Raw genomic sequence first — 26697 nt, 5'->3', positions numbered from 1 at the left:
CGAGTGGTGCAATGAAGAGGGGGTGAAGGCAAGGATTTGAGCGTAAGAAACGGAAGCGCCGCGCCAAAGCGCTGGAACGCCTTCTCTTTGCCCGGCGTTGTCGATCCGAAATGATCGCGCGCTTGCTTATCGCCAGTCTGTTCCTGCTTGCCGCCGCCTGCGATTCTCTTCCGCGCGACCCGGAAGGGACGCTGGACAGGATCCGGGCCGAAAAGATCGTCCGTGCCGGCATCGTCGCGGGGCGGGACGGCAATGATCTGGAGCGCGCCTATCTCGCCGCCGTCGCCCGCCGCGCCGGTGCCCGCGCCATCGTCCAAAGCGGCACGGCCGAATCGCTCATCGGCAAGCTGGAAGCTGGGGAGATCGACCTTCTTATCGGTGAATTTTCACCCACGACGCCCTGGGTTACGCGGGTGAGTTTCATGCCGCCGCTCGCCGAACGCATGACCCCCTACGGCAACATCCTCCTCCTCGCCGCCGCGCGCAATGGCGAGAATGAATGGATCGGCCTCCTCCACCGTGAGGCCGAAGCACTGACCGAAGCGCGTTTGGGTAGCAGGCAATGACCCGTCCCATCCCGCCCGAAATCGAACCGGACCTTCGCCGCGCCATCCGCCTCGAATGGTGGACGCTTGCCTGGCTCGCCTCAATCGTCGCCGTGATGGGGCTTACCGCCGGATCGAGTCAGGCGATGCGCACCGCGTGGATCGAGGACATGTTGAGCATGGTCCCGGCCATCGTCTTCCTCATCGCGCTTCATTTCGAACATCGTCCGCCCACCCGTCGCTTCCCCTTCGGCTTCAAGCGGGTGAACAGCCTTGCCTTCCTCATCTCCGCCGTGGCCTTGAGCGCGGTCGGCGCAAGCCTGCTCATCGAATCGACGATGACATTGCTGTCGAAGGACCATGCGACCATCCCGCCCGTCACCCTGTTCGGGAACAGCCTCTGGTCCGGCTGGCTGATGGTTGCGGCGCTCGTCTATTCGGTCGTGCCGCCTTTCATCCTCGGCCGTCTGAAGCTCCCTGTCGCCCGGCGTCTGCAGGACAAGGTTCTTCATACCGATGCGATGATGCAGAAGGCCGATTGGATGACGGGCCTTGCCGGTGTCGCGGGGGTGATCGGTCTGGGGTTCGGCTATTGGTGGGCGGACGCGCTCGCCGCCGCGCTCATCTCGGTCAGCATTCTCCAGGACGGCCTCAATGCGCTTCGCGTCGCCACCGCCGAGCTGGTCGACGGCGCACCCCGCAAGCTCGAAAATGCGGACATCGCCGATGATGCCGCGCTCCTTCGCAATGCCTTGGCCGTCCGCTTCCCCGGTGCGGACGTGCGCCTGCGCGAAATGGGCCGCTTCATCCATGCCGAGGTGCGGGCGGAAGCTCCCGCCACGCTGCCCGATCTCGAGACATTATGGCCCGGCCCGCCGGAGCGACGCTGGCGCCTCGCTCAGTTAAGCTTCGTGCCGCCCCCAGGCGAGGAAAGCTGATCGACTGGGCGCAGGTCCATCTCGCCCGGCGCCGGCTGACTATACGCCAGCACGATCGCGTAGATGGCGAGGCCGAGCAGCGGTCCCAAGGTCAACATCATGCCGATAACCCGGGATTTGTTCATCGCGTCCCGATCCATGCCGAACGCATGGAGGATGCGCCCGACGATAAAGGTGATTGCCACCACCCAAAGCCAGGTCGCCTGCCCTATCGCCAGTTCAACGAGGCCGAGGAGGATCAGGAAAAACGGCGTATACTCGACGAAATTGGCTTGGGCGCGCATACGCGCAGTCAGCATCTTGTGGCCGCCGTCTCCGATCAGAACCTTGTGATGACGGCGCATCTGTCCCACCCGCCAGGCGAGCCACTGGTTGAGCAAAGCTGCTGCGCCGGCAATGGTCAGCGTGATCGGCAATATCATGAATGGCCCTCCCAAAATCATCTATTGCCCCGCTCGCACGAAGAGGCGGCGCTTGCAACAGCGGGGAAAATCGGTATAGGCCCCATCGCTCAAGAGCGAGCAGAAGGCCGCCCAGGCCCGCGGCCCCTTAGGCCGTTGACCTAGGCCTCCCGCTTCGCCCGCATCAACACGAATCAATGGAACAGGTGCCAGGATGGCCGTCCCTAAGAGAAAAACTTCGCCCTCGAAGCGCAACATGCGCCGCAGCCACGACGCGCTGCGCGTCGAAGCCTTCCAGGAATGCCCGAATTGCGGCGAGCTTTACCGCCCGCACAATCTGTGCACGGCCTGCGGTCACTATAACGGCCGCGAAGTCCTGCCCGTCGAGGCATAAGACAAGCGGATTTTAAGGGAGGCGTTGCGCGTGGGCAGCTCGCCACGGATCGCCATTGATGCGATGGGTGGCGATGTCGGCCCGGCCATATTGGTGGCCGGCGCCGCTCTCGCCTTCGAACGGCGCGACGACCTCCACTTCCTGATCTTTGGCGACGAAAGCGCGATTCGCGCTGAACTTGCCGCGTACCCGGCACTCGCCGCCGTTTGCGATATCGTCCATTGTGACGATGTGATCGCGGGCACCGAAAAGCCGAGCCAGGCAATCCGCCGCGCCAAGACCACCTCCATGGGCCAGGCCATCGCCGCCGTGAAGGAAGGCCGCGCCGATGCCGCCGTGTCGGGCGGCAATACCGGCGCCCTGATGGCGATGGCGAAGCTGGCGCTGCGCACCCTTCCCGGCATCGACCGCCCGGCGCTTGCGGCCCTTCTCCCGACGCTTGGCGATAATGACATCGTCATGCTCGACCTTGGCGCCAATACCGAGGCTGACGCCCGGAACCTCATCCAGTTCGCCGTGATGGGCGCGGCTTATGCCCGCGTGATCCTGGAGCTGGATCGTCCGCGCGTACAGCTCCTCAACATCGGCACCGAGGAATTGAAGGGCACGGACGAATTGAAGGACGCCGCCGCCGCCCTTCGCGCGGCCGGCGATCTTTCCATGCAGTTTGACGGTTTCATCGAAGGCGACAAGATCGCGCGGGGCGATGTCGACGTGGTCGTGACCGACGGCTTTTCCGGCAATATCGCCCTGAAGACCGCCGAAGGCACCGCCCGCTTCGTCACCGATCTCCTGAAGCGTGCCTTCACCAGTTCGGTCCGCTCGAAGATCGGCTTCCTCATCTCGCGTCCGGCGACCGAGCTTCTGAAGCACCATCTCGATCCCAACAATCATAATGGCGCGGTCTTCCTGGGCCTCAATGGCCTCGTCGTCAAAAGCCACGGCAATGCCAATGCGAAGGGCGTCGCCAATGCGATTCGCGTCGCCGCGCGCATGGTGCGCGAGGATCTGACGCGAAAGATCATGGACGATCTCGGCCGTTTCCCGTCCGATCACATCAATGGAGGGCCCTCGAAATGAGGCGTTCGGTCATCGCGGGCACAGGCTCGGCCCTTCCGGCGCGTTGCGTCACCAATGCGCAGCTTGCCGAGCAGGTCGACACCAGCGACGAATGGATCGTCGAGCGCACCGGCATCCGTCAGCGCCACATTGCCGATGCGAGCGAAACCACCGCCACCCTCGCGACGGAGGCCGCCAAGAAGGCGCTGGCCGCCGCTGGCGTGCCTGCGGACAAGATCGGTCTCATCGTGCTGGCTACTGCGACGCCTGACCAGACCTTCCCGGCCACCGCCACCAAGGTGCAAACCGCGCTCGGCATCAACGATTGCATCGCCTTCGACGTCGCCGCCGTCTGCACCGGCTTCCTCTATGCCCTCTCCGTCGCCGACAATATGGTGAAGGGCGGAATGGCCGATTATGCGCTCGTCATCGGCGCCGAAACCTTCAGCCGCCTCCTCGATTGGGAGGATCGCGCCACCTGCGTTCTCTTCGGCGACGGCGCGGGCGCCTTGGTCCTGAAGGCCGAGGACACGGAAGACAGCGGCATCCTCGCCACGCGGCTCCACGCCGACGGGCGTCATAATGAACTTCTCTATGTCGATGGCGGCCCGTCCACCACCGGGACGGTCGGCAAGCTGCGCATGAAGGGCAAGGAAGTGTTCCGCCACGCGGTCGTGAACCTTGCCGATGTCCTCAACGAAGTGCTCGCCGCTACCGGCCACCAGCCACACGAAATCGACTGGGTCGTGCCGCATCAGGCGAACAAGCGCATCCTCGATGCGACGGCCAAGAAGCTCGGCCTTGCGCCGGAGAAAGTGGTCGTAACGGTCGACCAGCACGCCAATACCTCCGCCGCTTCGGTGCCGCTGGCGCTCGATACCGCAGTGCGCGACGGCCGAATCAAGAAGGGCGACCTGATCGTCATGGAAGCGATGGGCGGCGGCTTTACCTGGGGTGCGGCCATCGCGCGTTATTGATTTTAAAGGGCAAAGCGCGGATTGACTGTTTCGAAACCGTCCCTAATGTCCGCGCGGGGAATTTTTCGGGGAAGGGGAAATATTATGGCGGATGCAGGAGTGATGAGGCAGCCCAAGGCCGGTACGTTGACGCGCGCTGACCTGGCTGATGTGGTTCATCAGGAAATCGGCCTGTCGCGCGCTGAATCCGCCAACATTGTCGAGCGGATCCTCCACCATATGTGCGCCGCGCTGTCGGACGGTGAAAACGTCAAGATTTCGGGTTTCGGCAGCTTCATCCTGCGCGACAAGGGCGAACGTATCGGCCGCAATCCCAAGACGGGCGTCGAAGTGCCGATCGCGCCGCGCCGCGTCCTCACCTTCCGCGCCAGCCAGCTGATGCGGGAGCGGATCGTCAGCGGCGACTGATGGGAGTCTCCAAGACCGAAGGCGCCTTCCGCACGATCAGCGAAGTCGCCGCCGAGCTTGGAGTCCAGCAGCACATCCTGCGCTACTGGGAAACCCGTTTCCCGCAGTTAAAGCCGCTCCAGCGCGCCGGAAACCGCCGTTACTATCGGCCGGAAGACGTCGCGCTCGCCCGCCGCATCCACCAGCTTCTGGAGCGCGAAGGCTATACGATACGCGGTGTCCAGCAATTGCTGGCGGGGAAGGGTGAAAGAGAGCCCGGGCCCACGCCGACCGCACCGCCGCCTACCGATTCCGCTCTTCCGGCAACCACCGCAGAAGCGCTGAGGGCGCTCCGCAACCTCCTTGCAAAGGCGTTGGAAGACTAAAAGAGGGAACCGCCCTCTCAACCCCGTTAGGGCTGAGCCTGTCGGGCCGAAGGCGGCCGCAGGCCAACCCCGTTCCAGCTAGAGCCGTCCTTCGACAGGCTCAGGACTAGCGGTGGCGGGAAGTTACGATCATTCAGGGCAAATCGGGTCTTCTATTCAGCCCCCACACAGCCCGTCCTGATATAATCGCAGGCATGATCAACGTGGCGAATCGGGACAAAGGCCTGTCGATCCTCGGCGTGGCCGCGCTCCACGCCTTATTTGGCTATGCCTTTCTTGCCGGGCTCAACTCAAGCTTGCTTCCGGTTGCCGATCGGCCACTCGCCATTTTCGATATTGCCCCTGACCTTCCCCCTCCCAGTCCCCCGGCGCCCGCACCCCGGGCGGCATCGGACCCCGAAGGCGCCGCCGCGCCTCCGGGCCTTAAGGCGCAGCCCGCTCCGATCGTCGCGCCAAAACCGGAAGTTCCGCTGCCGGTGCCGCCGCCTGTCACGGCAGCGACGCGCGCGGGTGAGGGGGCGATGCCATCGGTCGGCGCTTCGGACCTGGCGGGCCCTGGGACCGGAGCGGGAGGAGCAGGGACCGGGACGGGCAGCGGCGGATCGGGAGCGGGAAGCGGCGGGGGCGGCGCGGCGGTCAAGGCGCGCCAGACTGCGGGCCGCATCGTCAATGCCGACTATCCCCGCGCGGCAAAACGAGCAGGCGTGGAAGGCGAAGTGCTCGTCCGCTTCACCGTGGAGCCCAATGGACGCGTCGGCGCCTGCACGGTCCTGCGCTCAAGCGGCAGCGCCGATCTCGACGCCACCACCTGCCGCCTCATCCAGCAGCGCTACCGCTTCGAGCCCGCGCGCGATGCATCAGGCCGTCCGGTCGCGGATCAAAAAGGCTGGGTCCAGCGCTGGTGGCTGGAACGCGATTAGGGGCGCGGGCCGCTCAGAATCTCGCGCAGCGTCCAGCGTTCCTCGGCGGTCTTGGCCGCGTTGACGACATCGTCGAGCGCCCACTGGCCGTCCTGCGCGACAAAATAAAAGTCGATGGTTTGGGGACGGCCATTGTTGAACGTCGCGCGGATGATGCGCTTTCCGCCCTTCTTGGGTCGTTCGGCCACCTTCACCGATTTGACCGCAATCTCCTGGGCATTCACCCAATAATCGAAATCGAGACGCGGCGACATGCCATCCGATTCCGCCCGGTCTCTTTCGATGAGCGCGAACAGGCCGGGGCTCATGGCGAAATCGACCGTGGGCACATCCATTGCAGGGTCGGCGGACGCCTTGATATATTGTGCATATTGCGCCTGCACGAATGCGCGCGGATCCTTGACGCCGCGCGCCACCGGCGCCTCGGCGGGCGGCGCGGTCAGCGGAACTGCCTGCACGGGCGCTGCAAGGGCGATCAGGCAAAGCCATGCTGCTGCGAACTTCATATATTTCCCCATCAATAGCTGTCCTCGTCCGGCCCCAGTTCCGGATCGAGATCGCGCGGGCGGATGAAACGCGCGAGCGTGCCGCCGCCCTCGGTCACGTCGCGCCAGCGTTCCACGGCGAACACAATTTCCGCCAAGGTCGCTGTCGGATATTTGACCGCAGCTTCCTCGCGCAGTGCGCCGCTGGCTGTCAACATCAGCGCTAGCCGTTCCAGCCCCGGATTATGGCCGACGATCATCAGGCGCTCGACCGTGTCTTCAGTGTCCTGCACGATCTCGAGCAAGGTTTCCGCGTCCGCCAGATACAGGCGCTGGTCGTAATCGGGCGAAAGCGCCCTGCCAAAACCGGTCTCGACATCGTCCAGCGTCTCGACCACGCGGACGGCGGGCGAGGCGCGCACCGCGTCGAAGCGCAGCTTTTGCGCCTGCATCTCCCGCCCCACGGTCTGCGCCGCCCGCCGTCCGCGCCGGTTCAGCGGCCGGTCGAAATCGCGCGCCACGGGGTCGTCCCATGTCGATTTGGCGTGGCGCAACAGCGTCAGGATTTTCATTTCGCCCCTTGGGATGCCGTAGCGTCGGAGCGATCCTGCACCAAAAAGGTTTCATGGGAAAGCCGCTCACGCACCCGCGCCACGGCTTCATCGAACGTCACGCGGCTGATCGCCACGCCGGGCGGAAAGGCGGTAAGCAGCCGGGACGGCGTCGCCGCCGACAGCAGCACAAACATGCCCTTGTCCTCCGCCCGCCGGATAAGGCGCCCAAAGGCTTGGGCGAGCCGCGCCCGCACCACCCGGTCGTCATAGGCCGATCCCCCGCCCGCCGCCCGCCTTGCGGCGTGAAGCACGGTGGGCCGGGGCCAGGGCACGCCCTCCATGACGACCAGGCGCAGCGAATGGCCGGGGACGTCCACCCCGTCCCGGAGCGCGTCGGTGCCGATCAGCGACGCGCGTGGATCGTCGCGGAATATGTCCACTAAAGTGCCGGTATCCATCGGATCGACATGCTGGGCGTAGAGCGGCAAGCCCGCCCGGGCCAAACGGTCCGCGATCCGCGCGTGCACCGCCTTCAGCCGCTGGATCGCGGTGAACAGTCCCAATGTGCCGCCGCCAGCCGCCTCGATCAGTCGCGCATAGGCGCCGGAAAGCTGCGGAATATCTCCGCGTTTCAAATCCGTCACCACCAGCACCTCGCTGTTCGCGCCATAATCGAACGGGCTCGGCGCTTCGAAGTGCAACGGCGGCCGGTCGAGATGCCAGGCGCCCGTCCGCGCGTCCGCAGCCGCCCAATCCTCGGACCCACGTAGAGTAGCCGAGGTAACAATCACGCCATGAGCGGGCTTCAGCACCGTCTCGGCAAGCGGGCGCGTGGGATCGAGCCAGCGGCGATGGAGTCCGATATCGAATTCGCGCCCGTCCACCCGCTCGACGCCAAGCCAATCCACGAAATCCGGATCGGCGGGCCCGCCAAGGCGCGATACGAGCGCAACCCAGGCGGCAAGCGTCTGCGTCCGCCACGAAAGTCCAGCAATCGCGCCCTCGATCCGCGCCCGCGCCTGCGCGTCGAGCCAGTCGGGCGCATCCTCCAGCACCGCCTCCAGCCTTTTCGCGAGCGCCATCAGCGGCCGCATCAGGGCTTCCAGCGCTTCGGCGGCAGGCTGCGCGGCCGCGACGATATCACCGTCAAGCTCGGCCATTTCGGTCTCGAGCCCATAGCCCGCATCCTGCGCCGAAGCCCGTGCATAGACCGATCCGCGCACCGCGCTCAGCAGCTTTTCGAGCGGCCCGAACGGCAACCCTTCCGCGATCCGCCCGATCCAGCCGTCGCCCGGCAGCAGCCCAGCCGCCTGCACCGCCGCGTCCAGCGCCAGCGCTCCTTGCTCGTCATAGGATGCGACATCGCTCAGCCGCGCCGACAGGCCGCGTCTGCGCCCGCGCGATTTCCCTTCCGGCCCGATCAGCCAGCGCCGCATTTCGATCGCTTCCTGCCCGCTGAGCGCGACGCCGAACGTCGAATCCGCCGCGTCGAACAGATGATGGCCTTCGTCGAAGATCAGCCGCGTTGGCGTATTCCCTGCCTCGCGGCCCCGCGCCGCATTGACCATGACTAGTGCGTGATTGGCGATGACGATGTCGGCATCCTGGCTCGCCCGCGCCGCCCGTTCGATGAAGCATTTGCGGTAATGCGGGCATCCGGCATAGACGCATTCGCCGCGCCGGTCGGTCAGCGCCGTCGATCCCGCGCGCCGAAAGAGGGTGGGGAGCCAGCCCGGCATATCGCCGCCCACCATGTCCCCATCCTTCGAATAGGCCGCCCACCGCGCCACCAATTGCGCGAGGATCGCCGCGCGGCCCGCAAATCCTCCTTGTAGTGCGTCTTCAAGATTGAGCAGGCAGAGATAATTTTCCCGTCCCTTGCGGACGACGACCTTCTTCTTCCGCTCCGCCGCGTCGGGAAACAGCCGCAGCCCCTCCCGGTCCAATTGCCGCTGCAACGCCTTGGTATAGGTCGACACCCACACCGCTCCGTCCGCACTCTCCGCCCAGAGCGAAGCAGGCGCGAGATAGCCCAATGTCTTGCCGATCCCGGTCCCCGCCTCAGCGAGCAGCATGTTGGGTAAACCCTCCGCGACGCGCGGCCCGAAGGCCTGCGCGGCGGCGGCGGCATAATCCTTCTGCCCTTCGCGCGCCTCGGCCCCCGCGCCGGTCAGTTGTTCGAGCCGCGCCACCGCCTCATCCGCCGCCACCCGCACCGGCTTCGGCTGTCCGCGTGCGCCGCCTTCCTCCCATTCCGGAAGCTTGGAAAACAGCCATCGCTCATCCCGCTCCGGCCGCTTCAGCCTTTGCGCCACCGCCGCCCCCCACGGCCAGCGCAGCCGGTGGAGCGATTGCGCCGAGACCCAGGCACCCTCGCGCTCGGGCCAATCCGCAGCCTCGATCCGTGCCAGCAGCGCCTCGGCCGCCTTCAGCAGGAAAGCAGCGGCATTGGTGTCATCTTCCGGCGGATCAAGGCTCAATGCCGCAGCCAGCCCCTTGGGCGTCGGCACCACGAACCGCGCGGGATGCACAAAGGCGAACAATTCCAGCAGATCGAGTCCCGACAGATCCGGATAGCCCAGGCGCTGCCCGACGAGCGGCGCATTCAGCATCACCATCGGCGTTTCGGCCGCCCGCGCTATCGCCTCGCCGCGCCCGACGCCACGCACCTCGCCTTGCCGATCGGCGATCCAGATGCCGCCATGGGTTGCGTAGAGCGCCGGATAAGGCAAAGAGGCCGTCATCCGCTCCATTTGGGACAGCCGGAACGAAAGGGCAACAGTGACAATTCCGCAAGAGATCCGCGAAGCCGCAAAGGTTTCAAAGGCCTGGCCTTATGAAGAGGCGCGGAAGCTGCTGAAACGCTATCCGGACGGCCCGGGCGAGAAGGGGATTATCTTCGAAACCGGCTACGGTCCCTCGGGCCTGCCGCACCTTGGCACCTTTCAGGAAGTCGCCCGCACGTTGATGGTGCGCCACGCCCTCACCGAAATGGTCGATTGGCCGACCCGCCTCATCGCTTTCTCGGACGATATGGACGGGATGCGGAAGGTCCCGCCTGGCGTGCCGCACCAGGACATGATGCACGATCATCTCGATCAGCCGCTCAGCCGCGTGCCCGACCCGTTCGGCTGCGGTCATGAAAGCTATGCCGATCACAACAACAATCTCTTGAAGGCCTTCCTCGACCGCTTCGGCTTCGATTATGAATTCATGGCGTCATCGGAATGCTATCATTCGGGGCGCTTCGACGAAGCTTTGCGCCAGGTGCTGCGCAAATATGACGCGATCATGGACGTCATGCTCCCCACTCTGCGCGAGGAACGCCGCCAGACCTATTCGCCGGTCCTCCCGATCAGTCAGGTCAACGGCAAGGTGCTGCAAGTTCCGGTTGAAGTCGTCGACGCCGAAGCGGGCCTCATCCGCTACACCGATCCCGCGACCGGCGGACAGGTCGAGCAATCGATCCTTAGCGGCGGCGCGAAGCTGCAGTGGAAAGTCGATTGGGCGATGCGCTGGTACGCGCTCGGCGTCGATTATGAAATGGCGGGCAAGGATCTAATCGACAGCGTCACGCAAAGCTCGAAGATCGTTCGTATCCTTGGCAGCCGCCCGCCCGAAGGCTTCAATTACGAACTTTTCCTCGACGAAAATGGCGAGAAAATTTCGAAGACTAAGGGCAATGGCGTCACTATCGACCAGTGGCTGACCTATGCGCCGCAGGAAAGCCTCGCTTTCTACATCTATCGCGAGCCCAAGCGCGCCAAGCAGCTCTCCTTCGGCATCATCCCGAAGGCGGTCGACGAATATCACCAATTCCTCGCCGCCTACCCCACCCAGGAAGCGGACAAGAAGCTCGGCAATCCGGTCCATCACATCCATGCCGGCAATCCGCCGCAGGCGCGGATGCCGCTCACCTTCGCCCTGTTGCTTAACCTCGTCGGCGTCGCGTCCACGGACGACAAGGATCTGCTCTGGGCCTTCGTGAAGCGCTACGCGCCGGACGTGTCGCCGGAAACCCATCCGGAACTCGATGCCCTCATCGGCTATGCCGCCGTCTATTTCCGCGATTTCGTGAAGGACAGCCTTCAGCGCCGCGCGCCGGACGAAAAGGAAGCCGCCGCGCTCCGCGATCTCGACGCCCAGCTTGCGTCAGCGGTCCCCGGAGAAGACCCGGCTGAGGTCTATCAGAATATCGTGTACGAAGTCGGCAAGGCCCATTTCGGCAAGGAAAACCTGCGCGACTGGTTCAAGACGCTCTACGAAACCTTGCTCGGCACCAGTCAGGGGCCGCGCATGGGCAGCTTCATCGCTCTCTTCGGTCTTGAAGGTAGCCGCAAACTGATCGCCGAAGCGCTTGCCGCCTAAGCCCTGATTCCATTTTGGATCGAAATTGCTCCGGCGGCAGCCGACTTGCCTGTCGCCGGAGCCCCTGCGCATAGCTCTCGGCGCGCCTTTACAGTCCAAATTTCGTTTTCGTCGACGGAAAACGGGGTGTTCGTCTCTTTGCGATAAAATTTCCCGGTGTTCCGGCACAGGCTCGCATCCGCAGCATCGAGAGCGATTGCGGGGGCAAACGAGCTCACATGTTGTCAGCTTGCGCGCGGTGTTGTTGCTCACCGTGCGTGCGTGCGGAGATGGCGTTCCTGGGGAGGGAATAGGGTGGGACCACGACCCCGTCCTTAGCCATCTCCGCCGACACGGGCGGACAAAGATTTTAGAAATAGGGGTATCGGGTGAAGTTAAATCAGTTGGTGTTGGGCGCGAGCCTGTTTCTCACGGCCTGTGGCGGCGGTAGCGGCGGCAGCGGCAATGGAAACAGCGGCGGTGGCAATTCTCCTCCCCCTCCTCCCCCACCAGCATCGATTTCCGTTACCGTGACGCCGCAGACGGCATCTATTGTGACATCGGCCACGCAGCAATTCGCTTGCCAGGTGACGGGTAGCACCAATACGGGTTGTACTTGGACGGCCAGCGCTGGCGCGGTCAACGCGTCCGGCCTTTATACGGCACCGGCAACCGCTGGAACCTATCAGGTCGTAGCGACAGCTGCGGCCGACACCAGCAAGAAAGCCACGGCGACGGTTACGGTCACCGCTCCGGCGGAACAGGTGAAAATTGCCATCGTTCCCGGTGCCGTCACCGTAACGGCAGGCTCGACCCAACAATTTGCGTGTGAGGTAACGGGTAGCGCCAACAAGGCGTGCAACTGGTCCATGCGTGGCCAAGGCGGCGGCACGATTAGCGCAGCGGGCTTTTACACTGCGCCCTCCGCTGCGGGCACTTATTACATCGATGCGACATCCGCCGCTGACCCAAGCAAGAAAGCGACTGCGGCTGTCACCGTCACTACCGGCACGGCAACCGCGCCATGGGTGACCGGCTATTATGCCGGCTACTTCTGGGATTGGCTGTATGAGCCGGAAGAAGTCGATATGACGGGCATGACCCATATCGTGCTCGCTCGCGTCGCCCCGGGCGGCGGGACGATCGAGCAGGAAGGAAAGGGTGTCGGCGACGTCATTGAGGCGGCCGGAACCTTCCATAATCCCAATCTCTCTCCAGTTCCTGGCCTGTCCATGGAAGAATGGATGATCGATGAAGCCCATGAAGCCGGGGTCAAGACGATCCTGATGCTCGGCGGCGACAGCGAAGACGGCATCGGCTTCAATCTCAGCACTGCCGACAATATGCGTGCGAAGTTCGTCAAGAGCATCGTCGATTACATGATCGAGCATGATTATGACGGCGTCGACATCGACTGGGAAAACCGGCTTGCTGACGGCTGTTCGGCGCAGGATTGCGGCACTGAAGTATCTGGCGAAGAATCGATTCGCCGCCTGATCGCGCTGATCCAGGAAATTCGGGTCGAGGCGAATGGCCGCCCGCGTTACCAGAATGTTCCGGTCCTCATCACCTTCCCGGGCTACACCGTAAAGCTTGGGGAAGACCCGGAGCAATATAAGGTCGATGTCGCCAACATGGTCGATCAGTATAATCTGATGAGCTATGGCCTGGGTTCGACCTATGCGGGTGCCGGTTGGGCATCCTGGTTCACGAGCCCGATCTACGGCGCCTATTGGGCGGAAGAGCCGTGGCAGAATCCAAGTGCCCCAGTCGATCTCGACAACAGCATGAAGGCTTATGAAGAAGCCGGTGTGATCAACGCCCGCAAGAAGATCGGCATTGGCATCGGCTTCTACGGCACCGCTTTCGGCCTTAATATGAAGGACGAAAATGGGCAGGAAGGCCGCAGACCGCGCCTCGAAACCGAGAATGTCCGGCACTATAATCTCGGCGAACAGGGCTATGAATATTTCATGCTGAAGGAGCTTGGGTACATCGATGCCGGTCAGCTGGTGTTCGATGACGAGGCGCAGGCCATTTACCGGACCTATCCGGAAGCCCAATATCCGCAGGGGTTCAAGCCGTCGATGTCGCCGCATAATCAGCGCGACGGTATCGCCTACGTTACCTACGAAAACGGTCTCTCCATCCAGGCGAAGGGCAATTACGTCCGCAATGGCGGTGCGGCTGGCACCATCATCTGGATGATCAACTATGGCGACACCGGCAGCACCAACACGCTGATGGCGGATGTGAAGTGCGCCTTCCTGCAAAAGGGTTGCCCGGGGCCGATGACGCTCTGATCTGACAAGTTTCCGGGGAAACCCGGTTCGTTTCACCCCACTGGACCGTTCCTTTTTTCGAAAAGGAACGGTTCTTTTTTTCCGAGTGTCCAGGATCCGGCGCACCGTCGTGCCGCACTAAAAAGGGGCCGTCCGGTATCCGGATCGACCCCTTTTGTTCAGTCACCCCACTGAACCGTTCCATGTAGAATGGGAACGCGGCATCTTTGACTCATGCAAGGTCATTGTAAAGCCATGAAAATCGCCAGATCGCGGCCCATCCGTCCCATTCCAAGCCTATAACCCCCGCTCTTATCGCGAGGGGATGCCAAGGGCTGTTGGCGATGACGGGCCATGCGCGTAGAATGGCGGCATGAACGAAATCAGCTCCATCGCCGCCCAGCCCGCTTATTCCGAAACCGCCCGCCGCCTTATCGCGCGTGACCCGGCACTGTTCATCGACGGCGCCTGGACGGCCTCGACGCATGGCAAGACGCTACCGGTTATCGATCCCTCGACAGGCAAGGAAATCGCCCGCATCGTCGATGCGTCGGATACCGACGTCGACCGCGCCGTCGCCGCGGCCCGCACCGCCTTTGACGATGGCCGCTGGACGGGCCTTGCCCCATACGCCCGCGCGCGCCTTATCGAAAAGCTCGCCGATCTTCTCGAAGCCCATACGGACGAACTCGCCGAGCTCGAATCGATCGATAACGGCAAGCCCATGTCGCTGTCGGGCGGCTACGACCTTCCCCGTTGCGTCGCGACGCTGCGCTACATGGCGGGTTGGGCAACCAAGCTTGCGGGCCAGACGATCGAGCCGGCTATGCATCCGACCGGCACCTTCCACTCCTATGTCCGGCGGGAGCCGATCGGCGTCTGCGCCCAGATCGTGCCGTGGAATTATCCGCTGATGATGGCGGTGCAGAAGGTCGCCGTCGCCCTTGCCGCGGGATGCACAATCGTGCTCAAGCCTGCCGAGCAAACCTCGCTCACCGTTCTCCGCCTTGCCGATCTCGTCGCGGAAAGCGGCATTCCGTCGGGCGTGCTCAACATCGTCACCGGCCTTGGCGAAACCGCGGGCGACCGTCTCGTCCGCCACGCGTACGTGGACAAGGTCGCTTTCACTGGTTCGACCGAAGTCGGCAAGATCATCAATCGCGCCGCGACCGACACGTTGAAGCGCGTCACCCTTGAACTTGGCGGCAAGTCCCCGGTCATTGTCCTCCCCGATGTCGACATTGCTGCTACTGCTGCGGGCGCCGCCCGTTCGATCTTCGCCAATGCGGGCCAGGTCTGCATCGCGGGCTCGCGCCTCTACGCGCATCGCGACGTCTTCGACCGCTTGCTCGAGGCCGTGGCCGACAATGCGAAGGATTGGAAGGTCGGGCCCAGCCTGGCCCCCGACACGAAGATGGGCCCGCTCGTTTCGGCTGAACAGCATGAACGCGTCCTTTCCTACATCGATTCAGGGAAGAAGGCCGGCGCTTCGGTCCTCACCGGCGGTGAAGCCTTGGGCGGCGACGGCTATTTCGTCAGCCCGACGGTGCTCGTCGACGTGAAGCCCGACATGAAGGTGGTGAAGGAGGAAATCTTCGGCCCCGTCCTCGTCGCCCAACGCTTCGACGATCTCGATGAGGTCGCAAGGGCCGCGAACGACACGCCTTATGGCCTGGCCGCCAGCGTCTGGACCCGCGACATCTCCGCCATGCATCGCCTTACGGCAAAGATCAAAGCGGGGATGGTCTGGGGCAATTGTCCGTCCGGCGCCGACATCGCGCTCCCCTTCGGCGGCTACAAGCAATCGGGCTTCGGCCGCGAAAATGGCAGCCAGGGGATCGAGGCCTATCTCGAAACCAAAACCGTCTCGATCATGCTCTAAAGCCGGAGCCACCATCTTGGTCCGCTTGCTTGCCCTTCCGATCTTCGCCCTGCTCGCCTCCTGCGCCTCGGCGAGCGTCGGGGAGGGGCGTGTCATTCTCCCCGCCTCGGCAGCTGCGGCGATGCTCAATCAATGCTCTCGGCCTGCCCCGGACGCAGGGGAAGCCACTTGGCAACCGTCACAAAATAATATCGACCGGCTGGAGGCGATCCTTCCCGAAGCCCTCGCCGTCGCTCCCGAAATGCGCGGCACGGGCACCCCCAATCTCAAGAAATGGGAGCGCCAATATGTCGGGCTCGTCCGCGATGGTCGGCGCTTTCTCTATGGCAATTTCTTCCCCGCCCAACCGCAGGATAGTTGGCGGAACGCGCCGATGATCGTGTGCGACGGCGGTGCGGATTTTTTCGGTGTGGAATTCGATATCGGAGCGGGCCGGATCAGCCATATTGCCTTCAACGGTTCCGCCTAGAATATCTCAGGGCACAGAGTTCATCGCCCAGCGCCTCATTTTGGTCGCAGGCGATTGGCCAATCAGGCGCCCGGCCGCCGATACGGATCTGCGTAACTGGGTGGAGAGATCGTCGATGTTAACACCGCTCCTGGCGCTTGCCGCAATGCTTGTGGCGCCTACTGCCGAAGACCAAGCCAAGCTCGATGCCAAGGCTGAACGTCTTGGAGAGTTTTCATCGCGCCTCGTCGCTTATTGGGACGGCCGAGAGGGGACAGGCAAGCCGACCCTCGACATTCCGACAAAGTTCAACGTCACCGATACTTACAAAGACCCCATAACGCCGGAGCAACGGCAGCTCATGGGCCGCAGAATTCGGGCGATGATCGATGCCCTGTTCGCCCATCCGGCCATGCAGGATTCCGGCATCAAAGCGACGCTCATTGAACCAAATTTGTCAAGGAATGGGGCCGAACGCCGGCTGGGCACAACGCTCCACTTCCGATTGAAGAGAGGGTTCGAGGAATCGGAACTCAACGTGACACTCCATTTTACAAAGCTTTTTTCCCGCACGGTTGGCAAAACCGCAGGTGGCTGCCAGCGCTATCAGATGACCAACCTGGGGATGAGAGGGCGCGAAGTTCTTTACATTGACCGGCCCGGCCCGGTTCCCGTCTCGGCGGTTCCGCAGATCGGCATTTCTGTCCCGGAGATCCCCTTTGTCGGGGAAAAGCCGATGCGAAACGAAGACAGTCTCGATGGCCGCATTGTCGCGATGGCTTACAGCATCGATTGCCACAAGCTCCTCGATCTCGCCAATACGCCCTGACCCTCGCCTTCGTCGCCCTGTTTTTCATTTCGTCGCAAGGAATTGGTAGCTTGTCCGGGTGGTTGATAGCTGCCTCCACTACCCGGGAGTATCGTGAATGTTGAAATTCTTAGTGCCGTTCGCCGCCGTGATTGCGGTCCCCGTCTCTGCCCAGGACACGAGTCGGCTCGACAAGCGGGCTGAACTCGTGCGCACCTATTCGGCGCAATATGCTGATTATTGGAATGGGCAGAAGGGAAGGGGCAAAGCGACCGTCTATCTTCCTTCGCAATTCGAGATTCCGCAGCAATATGCGACTTCTGTGACGAAGGCGGAGCGTCAGCTGATGGGCCGTAGACTGCGCGCCCTGGTCGATTTCATACTCGCCCAACCAGCGCTTCAGGACGCGGACGTCGAAGTGTCGGTCGAGCCGACCTTGTATCGGGTCAATTTGGACGGTGGCTATCTGCAAATGATCCTGGATTTCAAAATTCAAAAGGGAAGCGACAAGGCCGATTTCCAGTTGTGGACGAACCCTTATGCGGCTTCCGGTGAAGTCTGGCGCAATGTAGGCACGGCTGCGGGCGGATGTCGGCGCGAACAACTGGCGAGCGGGATGCGCCAGGGCATAGAGCGGCTTCGCGTTGGCAAGGCCGGACCGGGCGGCGGCACAGCCATCCGCGCGCTCGAGATCGTGTCGCCTACGCTGCGCTTCAAACCCTCAGACGAACCTTATTGGGATGCGGAATCGATAACTGGCCGCATTGCTGCGCTCGGCTACAATCTTGATTGCACCAAGCTACTGGCTCTTTCCAACACGCCTTGAGGATTATCGGATGAAAATTGGTACAATGCTCCTTGCCGGCGCGGCTCTGCTGAGCACAGCTGGTTCCGCAGCCGAAACGGAATATAGTCGATTTCGCGCTGAAACCTCGAAAAAAGCCGAGCGGCGGGGGGAAGCCGCTACCGCGCTGGTCAATTTCTGGTCCGGCAAGCCTGCGGCCCCGGCTGCGACACTCGTTTCTCCCACCCGGTATCCCATTGGTAAGATTCTCTTCGGTGATCCACTGAAGGAGGCGGAGCGCGCCGCAGTTGAAAAGCGGGCAAAAACGGTGGTGGATTCAATCCTCGCCATGCCGTCGCTTCGTGGCGCCGGCATATCCATTCGCCTGGCTCCTGAAGTCACGAGGTTGGGGTTCGAGCCTGGCGCGATCCTTGATTTCACGGTGAAGGTGGGCACTAGCGAAGCGCCTTTCCGGGTTGAGCTCGGGAAGATCGATGCCAAAGCCTATAACGAGGAGGATGTCGGGCCGACGCCTGGCGGTTGCGCACGCTGGCAAGGCTTTTGGCCGGGCCCGCGCTATTCGAAGACCGGCGTCGAAGGCGTGGAGGTTGTGGTAAAGCGCCTCGACAAGGGCTTTTCGCCGATCAAGGGCATCCGCATCCTGCTTAAATTCCAGCCGGATTTGGGTGATGCCAATGCGAAATTCGATCCGCTATCCGCTCAGGGCCGCGCCGCCGCCGCAATCTATGGCTTGAGCTGCGACCAATTGCTGAAAGCCGCTAATGGCCTGAAGGACGAGAACGCCGACTTTTAGGCGTCAAACGTCCAGCAGCGCCGTCACCATGCTGCCCGCATCAACGGCTTCCTTCTTCCGCACATCGGCTTTGAGCGGGAGGAGGAAGCCGCCGCTTTCCTTGTGCGGGAATAGGGACGTACGCCATGTCGTGCCGCCGATCGTGGCCGTGACCTTGATCGATCCAAATCCACCGGTGCGCCCAATCGCCGCATAGCGTATCTCGGCGGCCGCGGCGCCGTCGACCGTCAGGAAATGCCAGCCCGCCGCCTCCGGCTCGGCAGGGCGCCACTTCCACACTTCGCCCGTCACTTCGATCGTCTCGCCCCCCAACATATCCTCCGTCAGTCTTTCTCGCACCGTTCGTAATCGGGCGCGCGATTGTCCTTGCGCGCGCGCCGCTCTTCCTTGCCCATACACTCCTCATATTCGCGGATCTGCCGCCCGCGCTTTTCGTCGGCTTCGGACTGGCTGGTGGTGAGCACGTCCACCGTCTTCGACGCCGCTTTCACCGGCAGCGTTACGACATCCACCGCGGCCTTGGCGATGCAGCCAGTAAGAGCGAACGGCAGCAGGATTGCGGCAATCGGGCGGTGCATGAACTATCCCTTTTGAAAACAACGCGATGATAATGGCCGCTTTCGCCTGATCGTCGCCTGAACAGGCGCGTGCTCCGTCTCTATATCCAATGGCATAGGCATTTTTCCCCAGCCGATAAATATCGCGCCGCCCGGCCTCACGCTAAACCCATAATCGTGATGCGGAGGTTCGTGGGGTACAACCGCATCACAATGGCCTCGCCGCGTAGCTCCCTTTCGCGGCGGGGCCAGCCTGCAGGCGGGACTTCTGCCTGCAGGCGAAGTTTCCCGGCACGCAATGGCGCGTTCTTGGCGGTTTCACCGGCCCTTAGAAACGGTGAAGGCCCGGACGATCAAAATCGTCCAGGCCTTCAGAACCGGAATCATCCGGTTCGTGGGGAGGGTCTTATTGTCACGCCTTTTCTGCCCGATCAATGCATCAAGCGCCCGGTTGTTTAAAAAACAGCATGGCTTGATTTAACGGCGCGCCGCGTCACCATGGGCATGACTTGCCTATTGGGGGAGATTGTCATGCGCCTTTCCTTGATCCTCGCCGGCCTTGCCTGCGCCGCGCCCGGTTCGGCCGAGCCTGCCCATCAAACCCCGGCGGAAGTTATCGCCGCCGCGCCCGCCGCCGAATGGCGCGCTATCGATCCTGCCGATCTCCTGGTCATCGATTTCGCCGATGGCGGGCGGAGCATCATACAGCTCGCGCCGTCCTTCGCGCCCGTTCATGTCGCTAATATCCGGGCGCTCGCTAAATCAGGCTATTGGGCGAAGGGCGCCGCCATCTACCGGGTGCAGGACAATTATGTCACCCAATGGGGCCTCAACGAAGCGCAAGTGCCGCTTCCGGCGGGCGTCGTGAAGCTGCCGCCCGCCGAATATCTGCGGGATTTGACCGGTGAGGCCGCCAGCGACCGCGGCGTGAAGCTGGCGCCCTTTGCGGATTCTTACGCGGACAAAGCGGGTTTCCTCGAAAATTGGCCGGTCGCAGTCCATGCATCGGGCAAGTCGGTCAGCATCCCGCATTGCTACGCCTATGTCGGGGTCGCCCGCGATCTTGCGCCCGATACCGGCATGGGCGGCGAACTTTATGCCGTCATCGGCCATGCGCCGCGCCAGCTCGACCGCAACATCGCTATCGTCGGCCGGGTGGTAGACGGCATGGACAGGCTTTCGGCCCGCCCGCGCGGGCAGGGGGCGCTCGGCATTTACGACAATCGGGCGTCGGACATTCCGATCGCATCGGTCCGGCTTGCAAGCGACATATCTGTCGCCGATCGCCCCGCTTATGAAATGATGGATCAGGCGAGCCCGTCTTTCGCTCGCTATCTCCACCTCCGCGCCAACCGCAGGGACGCTTTCTACGAAATGCCCGCAGGCGGCGTAGACATTTGCAACGCGCCGGTGCCGATACGGAAAAAGGCGTCCTGACCGGACGCCTTTCTCTTTACGCAACTGGGGCTTTGCTTAGCCCGTCGGGGCGCCGCCCCCTCGCGGGCGAGCGGGAAGGCCGATGCCCTAGGTTTCCTTATGCCGCGAAAGCGTGGGCCGGCGATCCATAGATCGGGCGGCGGCAGGTGCGCACCGTCTGGCCGCCCGCGATCATCGGCGCATTTTCCAGCGGCAAGGCTGTCGTACAGAATGCACATTCGGCCATGACGCGCCCGATATACCAATGGGTGCGGCCGCATCCGGGGCAGTAATTGGTTTCATGCTCGCGATAGACGATATGATATCCGCGCTCGGCAGCCTTGGGGACGATACAGCCGCCACGTGCTTCCAGAATGTTCGTCGCCATTACACGGCTCCTTTTCACTCGAACTTGAAGCCATAACGACTGATCGCACGCGCCGGTTGCATTACGTTGACATGAACAAGGTGACCGGTAGGGTTCTCATCCTCTCGGCGAAACCGCCCTTGCCCACGCTTTTCCGCCATCGCCGGGCCGTTCCATGCCAGCGACGAGCTGCGCTATTAGCTGATTTATTTTCAATCTCTTGGCGGTCCGGCCCGCACTGTTGCAGCGCTGCAATGATCGCGGCCGATGCGCTAAGCAAAGGAAGCGAGATTCCAGCGTGCGCTGGAATGACGTGAACCCAAATGCGTCATTCCAGCGAAAGCTGGAATCCCCCTTCACTTCGGCCGTAGCCAGCCCAACTTCCGCTTCGTCCGCGATCTGGCTCACTGTCTATCGGAACGCCCGTGAGACTCTGTAAAGCGGCGCTTGGTCATTGACAGTCGCCCATCGCAGGCTCAACATGCTACAAAAGTAGCATGAGGATAAGTTGGATGAAGATCGCATTGGCGGCCAGTCTGGCAATGGCATCGACGGCTCTCGTGGCGCAAAGCGTGCCGCAGCCCAATAGCGGCGCGCCCGAAACCGCGCCCGCCTTCAATCTCGCGGAAGGCAAGGCGGCCGTCGAACGCCTTGCCGCCATTCTTGAGCGGGACTTTCTCAATCCCGATGCGGGCCGCGCTTATGCCGCCATGTTGCGCGCCAATCTCGGCAGTGGCGCTTATGACAAACACAAAGATGCCCGCAGTTTCGCTGAAGCGGTGACTGCCGATATTCAGGCCGTCCATCCCGATGGCCATCTCACTCTCCAGCCGCCCCCTTATGCCCGCCCGGCGCCCCAGGCCGGCAGCGCGGCGTCCGCGCCTCGCCCCACGCCGCAACCGGGTATCCAGAAAGCGGCGTGGATCGCGCCCGGCATCGCTTATATCAGCTTTTCCGATTTCCTCGGCGATCCGGCGATGCTCGAAAAGCTGCGCGCCTTTCTGGGCGCGCATCGGGACGCCAAAACCCTCATCATCGATGCTCGCGTTCATCGCGGCGGTGGCCTTGATGAAATGGATATCCTCTTTCCCGTGATTTTCGGGTCGACCCAAACCCTTGTCCACATGGACACGCGCCGCGCGGTCGAGGAGGCTGGCCGTGGCGTGCTGCAAGATGGCGCGACCTTGCGCCGCATTGCTGGGCCGGACGAAATCATCCGCCGCGAACATATCGTTTTGCCCGCGCCCGATGCAACGCCGCTCCGCACCGCCAAAGTCTATCTGCTCACCTCGCCGCGCACCGGATCGGCGGGCGAGCATTTGTCTTTGGCTTTGAAGCGGACGGGCCGGGCCACCCTGATAGGCGAAACCACGGCAGGCGCCGGAAATTTTGGAGACATGCACGATCTTGGCGGCGGCTATCGCGCGTTCGTGCCGATCGGCGGCACCTTCGATCCTGTCACTGGCAAAGGATGGGAGGGGACGGGCGTCCAGCCCGACGTGGATGTCTCGGCCGAACGCGCTTTGTACGAAGCGCTCGTCCGCGCCGGGGTCTCGCCCCAGGAGGCGGAACGTTTATCCGCCGCCTATCGCCCCGTTGGTCCGATGGATCGCCGCATCAAGCTTCGGAACTGAACGCGCTTAGCCAAGCACCTCGATGGCGGCGGCAAAGGCGACAGGGTCGCGGCGGGGAGGGGGCGTGGTTGCTGGATGCGGCTTGGCCTGCATCTTCAGCGATGAAATCGAAATTGCCTCGAATAAGGCCGCGAGGCGCGGCTTGGTCGTTATGATCATTCTATTCCTAATCCAGGGGCGGGGTCTCCGCTCCGTCATGTTCATCTTGCGCCTGCGCGGCGGCCTTTTCGGCTTCCAGCTTGGATTTCATCCGCGCGCCGCGTTCGGCGCGTGCCGCCATGTCGAGGAAGGCCGCTTCGGACCGCAGGCACCGTTCGCGCACATTGGCAAGGTTCGCCGCGTCCGCGTCTCGCCGCGCTTCGGCGGCGCGGGCCTGAAAATATTCAAATGACATGGGCTTGTCCTCTGATGAGGGGGGAGAGGGCCGGGGCGGGAAGGGCGGGAGCGCTTTTTAAACGCTCCCGCTCCGCTGACGCTTAGGCGCTCTGCAGGTTGATTGCCGAGGTCTTGCCGCGACGGTCCTGTTCCAGTTCGTAGCTTACGCGCTGGTCCTTATCGAGCGTGCGCATGCCCGCTGCCTGTACGGCGCTGATATGCACGAACGCATCGTCGCCGCCGTCTTCCGGTGCGATGAAGCCATAACCCTTGTCGGCGTTAAAGAATTTTACGGTTCCGGTAATCATGTCTGTTTCCTTCTGGAAAATGGCGGGGCGCCAATCGCCCCTTTGCGCTAGAAGAGGCGAAGAGAAGGAAAGAGGGGCCGCAAAGCGCCAAAGACCGTCATTTGCGACTGGTAGCGAAATTCATATAGCGGAATTTTCGGCAAATTGTAAGGGCCGATCGATTACTTTGCTTGGGGTGCGGCTTCACGCCGCATCGTGTAGGGAACGAACAGGTCGCGCTGTCTTTTAATTTCCCGGCCATAGCCGTCCGCCAATTCCTGGTGCTCTTCGCGGACTTCGAGGGTTTCGGCCTCGGCGGCGCGCATCAGCTCCACCTGCTGGCGGCTGTAAAGGTCGTTCATGTCCAAGATTCATACTCCGGCGCAGGTAAGCGGGAGCATGTGCGTGCCAAAGCGGTCTCTCAGCCACAGGCGCTTACAGCGGAAGCCTGCGATAAACTGCTTTTAGCACCGTCCCTCCATTCTGTCTAATCCGTTGGATTTTCATGGATTATCCGCGCTTGGCTCTGGTGCACATGTCGCTATATGTTTCATATACGAATCATATAGAAAGTCCTCATGGGTATCGTGAACATCGATGACGAGCTGCACGATCAGCTCCGCCGCGCCGCCAAGATGTCCTGCCGCTCGATCAACGCGCAGGCCGCTTACTGGATCAGGCTCGGCATGCTGTGCGAGATGAATCCGGGTCAAAGCTTCACCGAAATCGCCGCCCGCGAACGCCGCGAAGCCGGCCTCACACTCCCGCCGCTCGCCCTCAACCCCGCATGACCAAGGCGGCCTACGAACTGGCGCTGATGGCGGAATCGGGCCGCCTCCTCGCCTCCGTTTTCGAAATGCTGGACACAATGCCGCTCATCGGCCTGTCGACGCTGGACATCGACACTTTGGTCGAACACTTCATCGTGGACGATCTCCACGCTCGTCCCGCCAGCAAAGGCCAGTACGGCTTCCAGTTCGTCCTCAACAGCTCGATCAACCAGGTCGTCTGCCACGGCGTCCCGTCCGCGTCGGATGTCCTGAAGGACGGCGACATCGTCAATTTCGACATCACGCTCGAAAAGGACGGCTATATCGCCGATTCGAGCAAGACCTACCTCGTCGGCAACGTCGCCCCCGCCGCCCGCCGCCTGGTGCAGGTCACTTACGAGGCGCTGTGGAAGGGCATCGGGGAGGTCCGCCCCGGCGCCCGCCTAGGCGACATCGGCCACGTGATCGAACGTCACGCCAAGAAGAATGGCTATAGCGTCGTCCGCGAATATTGCGGCCACGGCATCGGCCGCGACATGCACGAGGATCCGCAAATCCTCCACTTCGGCAAGCCCGGCACGGGTCTGCGCCTTCAGGAAGGCATGACCTTCACCATCGAACCGATGTTGAACAAGGGCCGCCGCGCCGTCCGCACGGAGGAGGACGGCTGGACGGTCGTCACGGTTGACGGCGCCCTCTCCGCCCAGTTCGAACATACGCTCGCGGTGACGGCGGCGGGTGTGGAGGTCCTCACCCTCCGCGCGGACGAAGCGCACATGCCGGGCCGCCTAAAGGCCGCCGCCTGAACCCTCCGGCGCGCCCGCGCCTCCCGCCTCGCCCGCAATATTCCCCTTCGCAATCTCGCGCTTCCGCAAGATGGCGAGCTTTGAAAGGATCGACTCGGTCAGCTGCGCGGGCGTCGCCTTCAGCCCCCTTTTGATTTCCGCCTCGATCTTCGGCCGCAGCCGCGCCTCGATCGCCTTTTCGCTCTCCTGCCGCTCCGTCCGCCCGAATTTCGCCGGGTTCGCGCCCTGCATCAACAGGCGCAGGATGCTGTCCGAAGGCTTCTTCACGGTCGAAACCACCACGCCGTTGCGCACCGTCACCACCTCCGCGCCCTCCACCGCGCGCTTCCACGCTACCGCCTCCAATTCGGTCGACGCCATGGCGAGCGCCGTCTCCCATGCCGCCGCAAAGTCCGGCAGCCTTTTCTGCCAGCGATAAGCGGCGGTCGAGCTGATCCCCGCCACCCGGCACGCATCCCGCACGCACCCCGTCTCGCCCAGCACTTTCAGAAACGCCTTCTGCCGCGCCGCCGTAAACCCGTCATGCCGCACCCGCTGCACCGGCGCCTGGGGGTCTTCCCGCACCACCAGCTCCGTCCGCCCCGCGCCCGCCAAAGCCCGTCCCGCGCCCCGCCGAAGGCCACCGCCTTTCCTCGTCCCAGCCATAGATCCTCCACCACATCCGGCAGAGCATTTATCCCATCTGGCACACTGTAGGTAAGGGCTTTAACCGAAGCCCTCTCCTCCTAGGAGAGGGAGGGGCCCGCCGCGGAGCGGTGGGAGGGTTAGGGCGAGTACGCAGCGCTCCACCCCGTCAAAAAAAGCCGTCACCCCAACGCAGGCCGGGGTCCAGACGCTCTAAAAGACCCCACCACCGCCCGAACGCCAGCGCCCGAACGCGCCACCGCTTGGATGCCAACCTCCGCTGGCATGACAGCCCCCGGCCCCACAGTGACGGTAGAGGGCAAGGCGCGCGCCCATATCGGGGGATCAGGAGCGCCCCACCAATCGTCACCCTGAACTCGTTTCAGGGTCCATGGCGGAGAGAGCCGTGTTGCCCGCTAGATGGATGCTGAAACAAGCCTGTCCTGAGCGCCGCCGAAGGGTTCAGCATGACGGCGTGAAATCCCCCGCTTGCTCATCACATAGAGCATGGCAGCGTCGCCCGCAGCGAGATCGGCCGCCCCTGCGGCCCCTCACGGCCCTTCATCACCATCTCGTCGAGGGCGGTTAATCCAAGGAAAGCAAGCTGATCCCGGTCGAGCCGCATGTGCGGAACATAGCGGGAGCGATGGCGCGGTATAAGCCAAAGAACGCCGCGCCCAACATTGACGCTAGAGGGCAAGGCGCCCTATATCGGAGGATCAGGAGCGCCGCTTATGCTGAAATATTCCGACAAGCCGGTGGTTGAGCGCAAGCCCATCGCAGCGCGCCCGAAGCCGGATATGGATCGCAAGGAACTGCGCAAGGCCATCGCCGATCGCCATTCGAAAACGTTCGAACATCTTGCCAAGTGAGTAGAGGCGTCGAGCCGCTCTGGCTCGTCATCGAAGACATATTGGATTTGCATGCGCTCATGATCGCCCGCTTCGGCGGCAAAGGCGGCGTGCGCGATATCCGCTTGGTCGAAAGCGCCCTCGCGCGACCGGAACAGCTCTGCCATTATGAAGGCGAAGCCGATCTCCTCACCCTCGCCGTGCGTCTCGGCGTTGGCCTCGCCCGCAATCACGGTTTTATCGACGGCAACAAGCGCGTCGGCGCCGCAGCGATGATCGAATTCCTCGCCATCAACGGCTACGCGCTCGACATGCCGAACGACACGACCTTGGGCGTTTTGTTCGAAGCGACGGTCACCGGCAACATCGCCGAAGATCAGCTGATCGAAGACCTCTATCCCTATGTGGAGCCGCTGGAATAGCGCCTACCACAAGCGCCTCCCTCGATCGTCACCCTGAGCCCCCAATCGTCACCCTGAATTCGTTTGGGGTCTATCCCCCTTGCATACGTAACCCGTTTCGGCTATACAATGGGTATGAGCAAGAAGCCTCTCACCATTGCACAATTCTTCAAGCAGTTTCCAGACGATGAAGCCTGC

General features: G+C 62.9%; 34 protein-coding genes. 21 read left to right on the top strand and 13 right to left on the bottom strand.

Features of this window, described 5'->3' with window-relative positions; translation table 11 throughout:
- Positions 1–110 precede the first annotated feature (110 nt).
- A complete protein-coding gene (locus C7I56_RS08800) occupies positions 111–566 on the top strand; it encodes a hypothetical protein (protein ID WP_106640260.1) in 456 nt (151 codons plus the stop codon).
- A complete protein-coding gene (locus tag C7I56_RS08795; RefSeq protein ID WP_106640259.1) occupies positions 563–1483 on the top strand; it encodes a cation diffusion facilitator family transporter in 921 nt (306 codons plus the stop codon). Before C7I56_RS08800 ends, C7I56_RS08795 begins: the two co-directional genes overlap by 4 nt.
- On the opposite strand, the gene C7I56_RS08790 is transcribed toward C7I56_RS08795, so the two are convergent.
- Entirely contained in the window at positions 1444–1905 is a 462-nt protein-coding gene (locus tag C7I56_RS08790) for an MAPEG family protein (protein ID WP_106640258.1), read from the bottom strand. The two genes, C7I56_RS08795 and C7I56_RS08790, sit on opposite strands and share 40 nt — an antisense overlap.
- A gap of 193 nt (positions 1906–2098) precedes the next feature.
- Here C7I56_RS08790 and rpmF point away from each other — a divergent pair, with 193 nt between their 5' ends.
- From rpmF to C7I56_RS08760, 6 genes are all read left to right on the top strand, one after another.
- Positions 2099–2278 (top strand): 50S ribosomal protein L32, encoded by a 180-nt coding sequence (gene rpmF, locus C7I56_RS08785; protein WP_106640257.1) that lies wholly within the window; start codon positions 2099–2101, stop codon positions 2276–2278.
- A gap of 30 nt (positions 2279–2308) precedes the next feature.
- Positions 2309–3358 (top strand): phosphate acyltransferase PlsX, encoded by a 1050-nt coding sequence (gene plsX, locus C7I56_RS08780; RefSeq protein WP_106640256.1) that lies wholly within the window; start codon positions 2309–2311, stop codon positions 3356–3358.
- Positions 3355–4314: a beta-ketoacyl-ACP synthase III gene (locus tag C7I56_RS08775; RefSeq protein WP_106640255.1), complete on the top strand. Its 960-nt coding sequence runs from the start codon at positions 3355–3357 to the stop codon at positions 4312–4314. Before plsX ends, C7I56_RS08775 begins: the two co-directional genes overlap by 4 nt.
- 84 nt (positions 4315–4398) lie before the next feature.
- Positions 4399–4722 carry an integration host factor subunit alpha gene (locus C7I56_RS08770; protein ID WP_245409653.1) on the top strand — a complete coding sequence of 108 codons (324 nt, stop codon included), beginning with the start codon at positions 4399–4401 and terminating at the stop codon, positions 4720–4722.
- On the top strand, positions 4722–5087 hold the full coding sequence (locus C7I56_RS08765; RefSeq protein WP_106640254.1) for a MerR family transcriptional regulator: 366 nt from the start codon (positions 4722–4724) through the stop codon (positions 5085–5087). Before C7I56_RS08770 ends, C7I56_RS08765 begins: the two co-directional genes overlap by 1 nt.
- Before the next feature lie 194 nt (positions 5088–5281).
- Entirely contained in the window at positions 5282–6007 is a 726-nt protein-coding gene (locus C7I56_RS08760; protein WP_106640253.1) for an energy transducer TonB, read from the top strand.
- Here the strand turns inward: C7I56_RS08760 and C7I56_RS08755 are convergent.
- From C7I56_RS08755 to C7I56_RS08745, 3 genes are read right to left on the bottom strand one after another with little or no spacing between them, the layout of a single operon-like run.
- Positions 6004–6525, bottom strand: a complete 522-nt coding sequence (locus tag C7I56_RS08755; protein WP_106640252.1) for a DUF3828 domain-containing protein — start codon at positions 6523–6525, stop codon at positions 6004–6006. The two genes, C7I56_RS08760 and C7I56_RS08755, sit on opposite strands and share 4 nt — an antisense overlap.
- Positions 6525–7064, bottom strand: coding sequence for a SixA phosphatase family protein (locus C7I56_RS08750; RefSeq protein WP_106640251.1), 540 nt, complete (start codon positions 7062–7064; stop codon positions 6525–6527). Before C7I56_RS08750 ends, C7I56_RS08755 begins: the two co-directional genes overlap by 1 nt.
- On the bottom strand, positions 7061–9790 hold the full coding sequence (locus C7I56_RS08745; RefSeq protein WP_106640665.1) for an ATP-dependent DNA helicase: 2730 nt from the start codon (positions 9788–9790) through the stop codon (positions 7061–7063). The genes C7I56_RS08750 and C7I56_RS08745 overlap by 4 nt, the downstream gene beginning before the upstream one ends.
- A gap of 37 nt (positions 9791–9827) precedes the next feature.
- On the opposite strand from C7I56_RS08745, the gene C7I56_RS08740 reads away from it, so the two are divergent.
- The 7 genes from C7I56_RS08740 to C7I56_RS08710 all read left to right on the top strand — a co-directional run bounded on the left by C7I56_RS08740 (position 9828) and on the right by C7I56_RS08710 (position 18411).
- Complete coding sequence (locus tag C7I56_RS08740; RefSeq protein WP_106640250.1) at positions 9828–11414, top strand: lysine--tRNA ligase; 1587 nt, start codon at positions 9828–9830, stop codon at positions 11412–11414.
- A gap of 368 nt (positions 11415–11782) precedes the next feature.
- The gene (locus tag C7I56_RS08735; RefSeq protein ID WP_158703068.1) at positions 11783–13696 is read left to right on the top strand and encodes a glycosyl hydrolase family 18 protein; all 1914 of its coding nucleotides are present in this window, start codon (positions 11783–11785) and stop codon (positions 13694–13696) included.
- 352 nt (positions 13697–14048) lie between these two features.
- A complete protein-coding gene (locus C7I56_RS08730; protein ID WP_106640248.1) occupies positions 14049–15557 on the top strand; it encodes an aldehyde dehydrogenase family protein in 1509 nt (502 codons plus the stop codon).
- Positions 15558–15573: 16 nt separating this feature from the next.
- The gene (locus C7I56_RS08725) at positions 15574–16026 is read left to right on the top strand and encodes a hypothetical protein (RefSeq protein WP_106640247.1); all 453 of its coding nucleotides are present in this window, start codon (positions 15574–15576) and stop codon (positions 16024–16026) included.
- A gap of 40 nt (positions 16027–16066) precedes the next feature.
- Entirely contained in the window at positions 16067–16834 is a 768-nt protein-coding gene (locus tag C7I56_RS08720) for a hypothetical protein (RefSeq protein WP_207789944.1), read from the top strand.
- 97 nt (positions 16835–16931) lie between these two features.
- The gene (locus C7I56_RS08715) at positions 16932–17639 is read left to right on the top strand and encodes a hypothetical protein (RefSeq protein WP_106640245.1); all 708 of its coding nucleotides are present in this window, start codon (positions 16932–16934) and stop codon (positions 17637–17639) included.
- Between the two features lie 10 nt (positions 17640–17649).
- Entirely contained in the window at positions 17650–18411 is a 762-nt protein-coding gene (locus C7I56_RS08710) for a hypothetical protein (RefSeq protein ID WP_158703067.1), read from the top strand.
- A 3-nt stretch (positions 18412–18414) separates the two neighbouring features.
- Here C7I56_RS08710 and C7I56_RS08705 read toward each other — a convergent pair whose 3' ends face one another.
- Together C7I56_RS08705 and C7I56_RS08700 are read right to left on the bottom strand one after the other, a co-directional pair.
- The gene (locus C7I56_RS08705) at positions 18415–18726 is read right to left on the bottom strand and encodes a DUF1905 domain-containing protein (RefSeq protein ID WP_106640243.1); all 312 of its coding nucleotides are present in this window, start codon (positions 18724–18726) and stop codon (positions 18415–18417) included.
- A gap of 8 nt (positions 18727–18734) precedes the next feature.
- Positions 18735–18989 carry a hypothetical protein gene (locus tag C7I56_RS08700; RefSeq protein WP_106640242.1) on the bottom strand — a complete coding sequence of 85 codons (255 nt, stop codon included), beginning with the start codon at positions 18987–18989 and terminating at the stop codon, positions 18735–18737.
- 510 nt (positions 18990–19499) lie between these two features.
- Here C7I56_RS08700 and C7I56_RS08695 point away from each other — a divergent pair.
- Positions 19500–20405 (top strand): peptidylprolyl isomerase, encoded by a 906-nt coding sequence (locus C7I56_RS08695; protein ID WP_106640664.1) that lies wholly within the window; start codon positions 19500–19502, stop codon positions 20403–20405.
- A gap of 97 nt (positions 20406–20502) precedes the next feature.
- Here the strand turns inward: C7I56_RS08695 and C7I56_RS08690 are convergent, their stop codons facing one another.
- The gene (locus tag C7I56_RS08690) at positions 20503–20772 is read right to left on the bottom strand and encodes a hypothetical protein (RefSeq protein ID WP_199792374.1); all 270 of its coding nucleotides are present in this window, start codon (positions 20770–20772) and stop codon (positions 20503–20505) included.
- A 491-nt stretch (positions 20773–21263) separates the two neighbouring features.
- Between C7I56_RS08690 and C7I56_RS08685 the strand changes: the two genes are divergently transcribed.
- Positions 21264–22385 carry a S41 family peptidase gene (locus C7I56_RS08685; RefSeq protein WP_158703066.1) on the top strand — a complete coding sequence of 374 codons (1122 nt, stop codon included), beginning with the start codon at positions 21264–21266 and terminating at the stop codon, positions 22383–22385.
- Between the two features lie 6 nt (positions 22386–22391).
- Here C7I56_RS08685 and C7I56_RS12350 read toward each other — a convergent pair whose 3' ends face one another.
- The 4 genes from C7I56_RS12350 to C7I56_RS08670 form a co-directional block, all read right to left on the bottom strand.
- Positions 22392–22544: a hypothetical protein gene (locus C7I56_RS12350; RefSeq protein WP_158703065.1), complete on the bottom strand. Its 153-nt coding sequence runs from the start codon at positions 22542–22544 to the stop codon at positions 22392–22394.
- Positions 22545–22551: 7 nt separating this feature from the next.
- Entirely contained in the window at positions 22552–22779 is a 228-nt protein-coding gene (locus C7I56_RS08680) for a hypothetical protein (protein WP_106640240.1), read from the bottom strand.
- Positions 22780–22861: 82 nt separating this feature from the next.
- Positions 22862–23068, bottom strand: a complete 207-nt coding sequence (locus C7I56_RS08675; protein ID WP_106640239.1) for a cold-shock protein — start codon at positions 23066–23068, stop codon at positions 22862–22864.
- A gap of 161 nt (positions 23069–23229) precedes the next feature.
- The gene (locus C7I56_RS08670) at positions 23230–23409 is read right to left on the bottom strand and encodes a hypothetical protein (protein WP_106640238.1); all 180 of its coding nucleotides are present in this window, start codon (positions 23407–23409) and stop codon (positions 23230–23232) included.
- A 216-nt stretch (positions 23410–23625) separates the two neighbouring features.
- On the opposite strand from C7I56_RS08670, the gene C7I56_RS08665 reads away from it, so the two are divergent.
- Complete coding sequence (locus C7I56_RS08665; RefSeq protein ID WP_106640237.1) at positions 23626–23838, top strand: ParD-like family protein; 213 nt, start codon at positions 23626–23628, stop codon at positions 23836–23838.
- The gene (map, locus tag C7I56_RS08660) at positions 23835–24623 is read left to right on the top strand and encodes a type I methionyl aminopeptidase (protein WP_106640236.1); all 789 of its coding nucleotides are present in this window, start codon (positions 23835–23837) and stop codon (positions 24621–24623) included. The genes C7I56_RS08665 and map overlap by 4 nt, the downstream gene beginning before the upstream one ends.
- Here the strand turns inward: map and C7I56_RS08655 are convergent.
- Both C7I56_RS08655 and C7I56_RS12735 read right to left on the bottom strand, forming a co-directional pair.
- The gene (locus C7I56_RS08655; RefSeq protein ID WP_158703064.1) at positions 24606–25268 is read right to left on the bottom strand and encodes a hypothetical protein; all 663 of its coding nucleotides are present in this window, start codon (positions 25266–25268) and stop codon (positions 24606–24608) included. The genes map and C7I56_RS08655 overlap by 18 nt on opposite strands.
- A 475-nt stretch (positions 25269–25743) precedes the next feature.
- Positions 25744–25872, bottom strand: a complete 129-nt coding sequence (locus C7I56_RS12735; RefSeq protein ID WP_280951964.1) for a hypothetical protein — start codon at positions 25870–25872, stop codon at positions 25744–25746.
- Positions 25873–25981: 109 nt separating this feature from the next.
- Between C7I56_RS12735 and C7I56_RS12345 the strand changes: the two genes are divergently transcribed.
- Together C7I56_RS12345 and C7I56_RS08650 are read left to right on the top strand one after the other, a co-directional pair.
- Entirely contained in the window at positions 25982–26119 is a 138-nt protein-coding gene (locus tag C7I56_RS12345) for a hypothetical protein (protein ID WP_158703063.1), read from the top strand.
- Complete coding sequence (locus tag C7I56_RS08650; protein WP_106640234.1) at positions 26116–26520, top strand: type II toxin-antitoxin system death-on-curing family toxin; 405 nt, start codon at positions 26116–26118, stop codon at positions 26518–26520. Before C7I56_RS12345 ends, C7I56_RS08650 begins: the two co-directional genes overlap by 4 nt.
- Positions 26521–26697 lie beyond the last annotated feature (177 nt).

This window comes from Allosphingosinicella vermicomposti (assembly GCF_003012815.1).
GTDB lineage: Bacteria > Pseudomonadota > Alphaproteobacteria > Sphingomonadales > Sphingomonadaceae > Allosphingosinicella > Allosphingosinicella vermicomposti.
The sequence above is the reverse complement of the archived record's forward strand: the minus strand, read 5'-3'. Positions and strand labels throughout refer to the sequence as shown.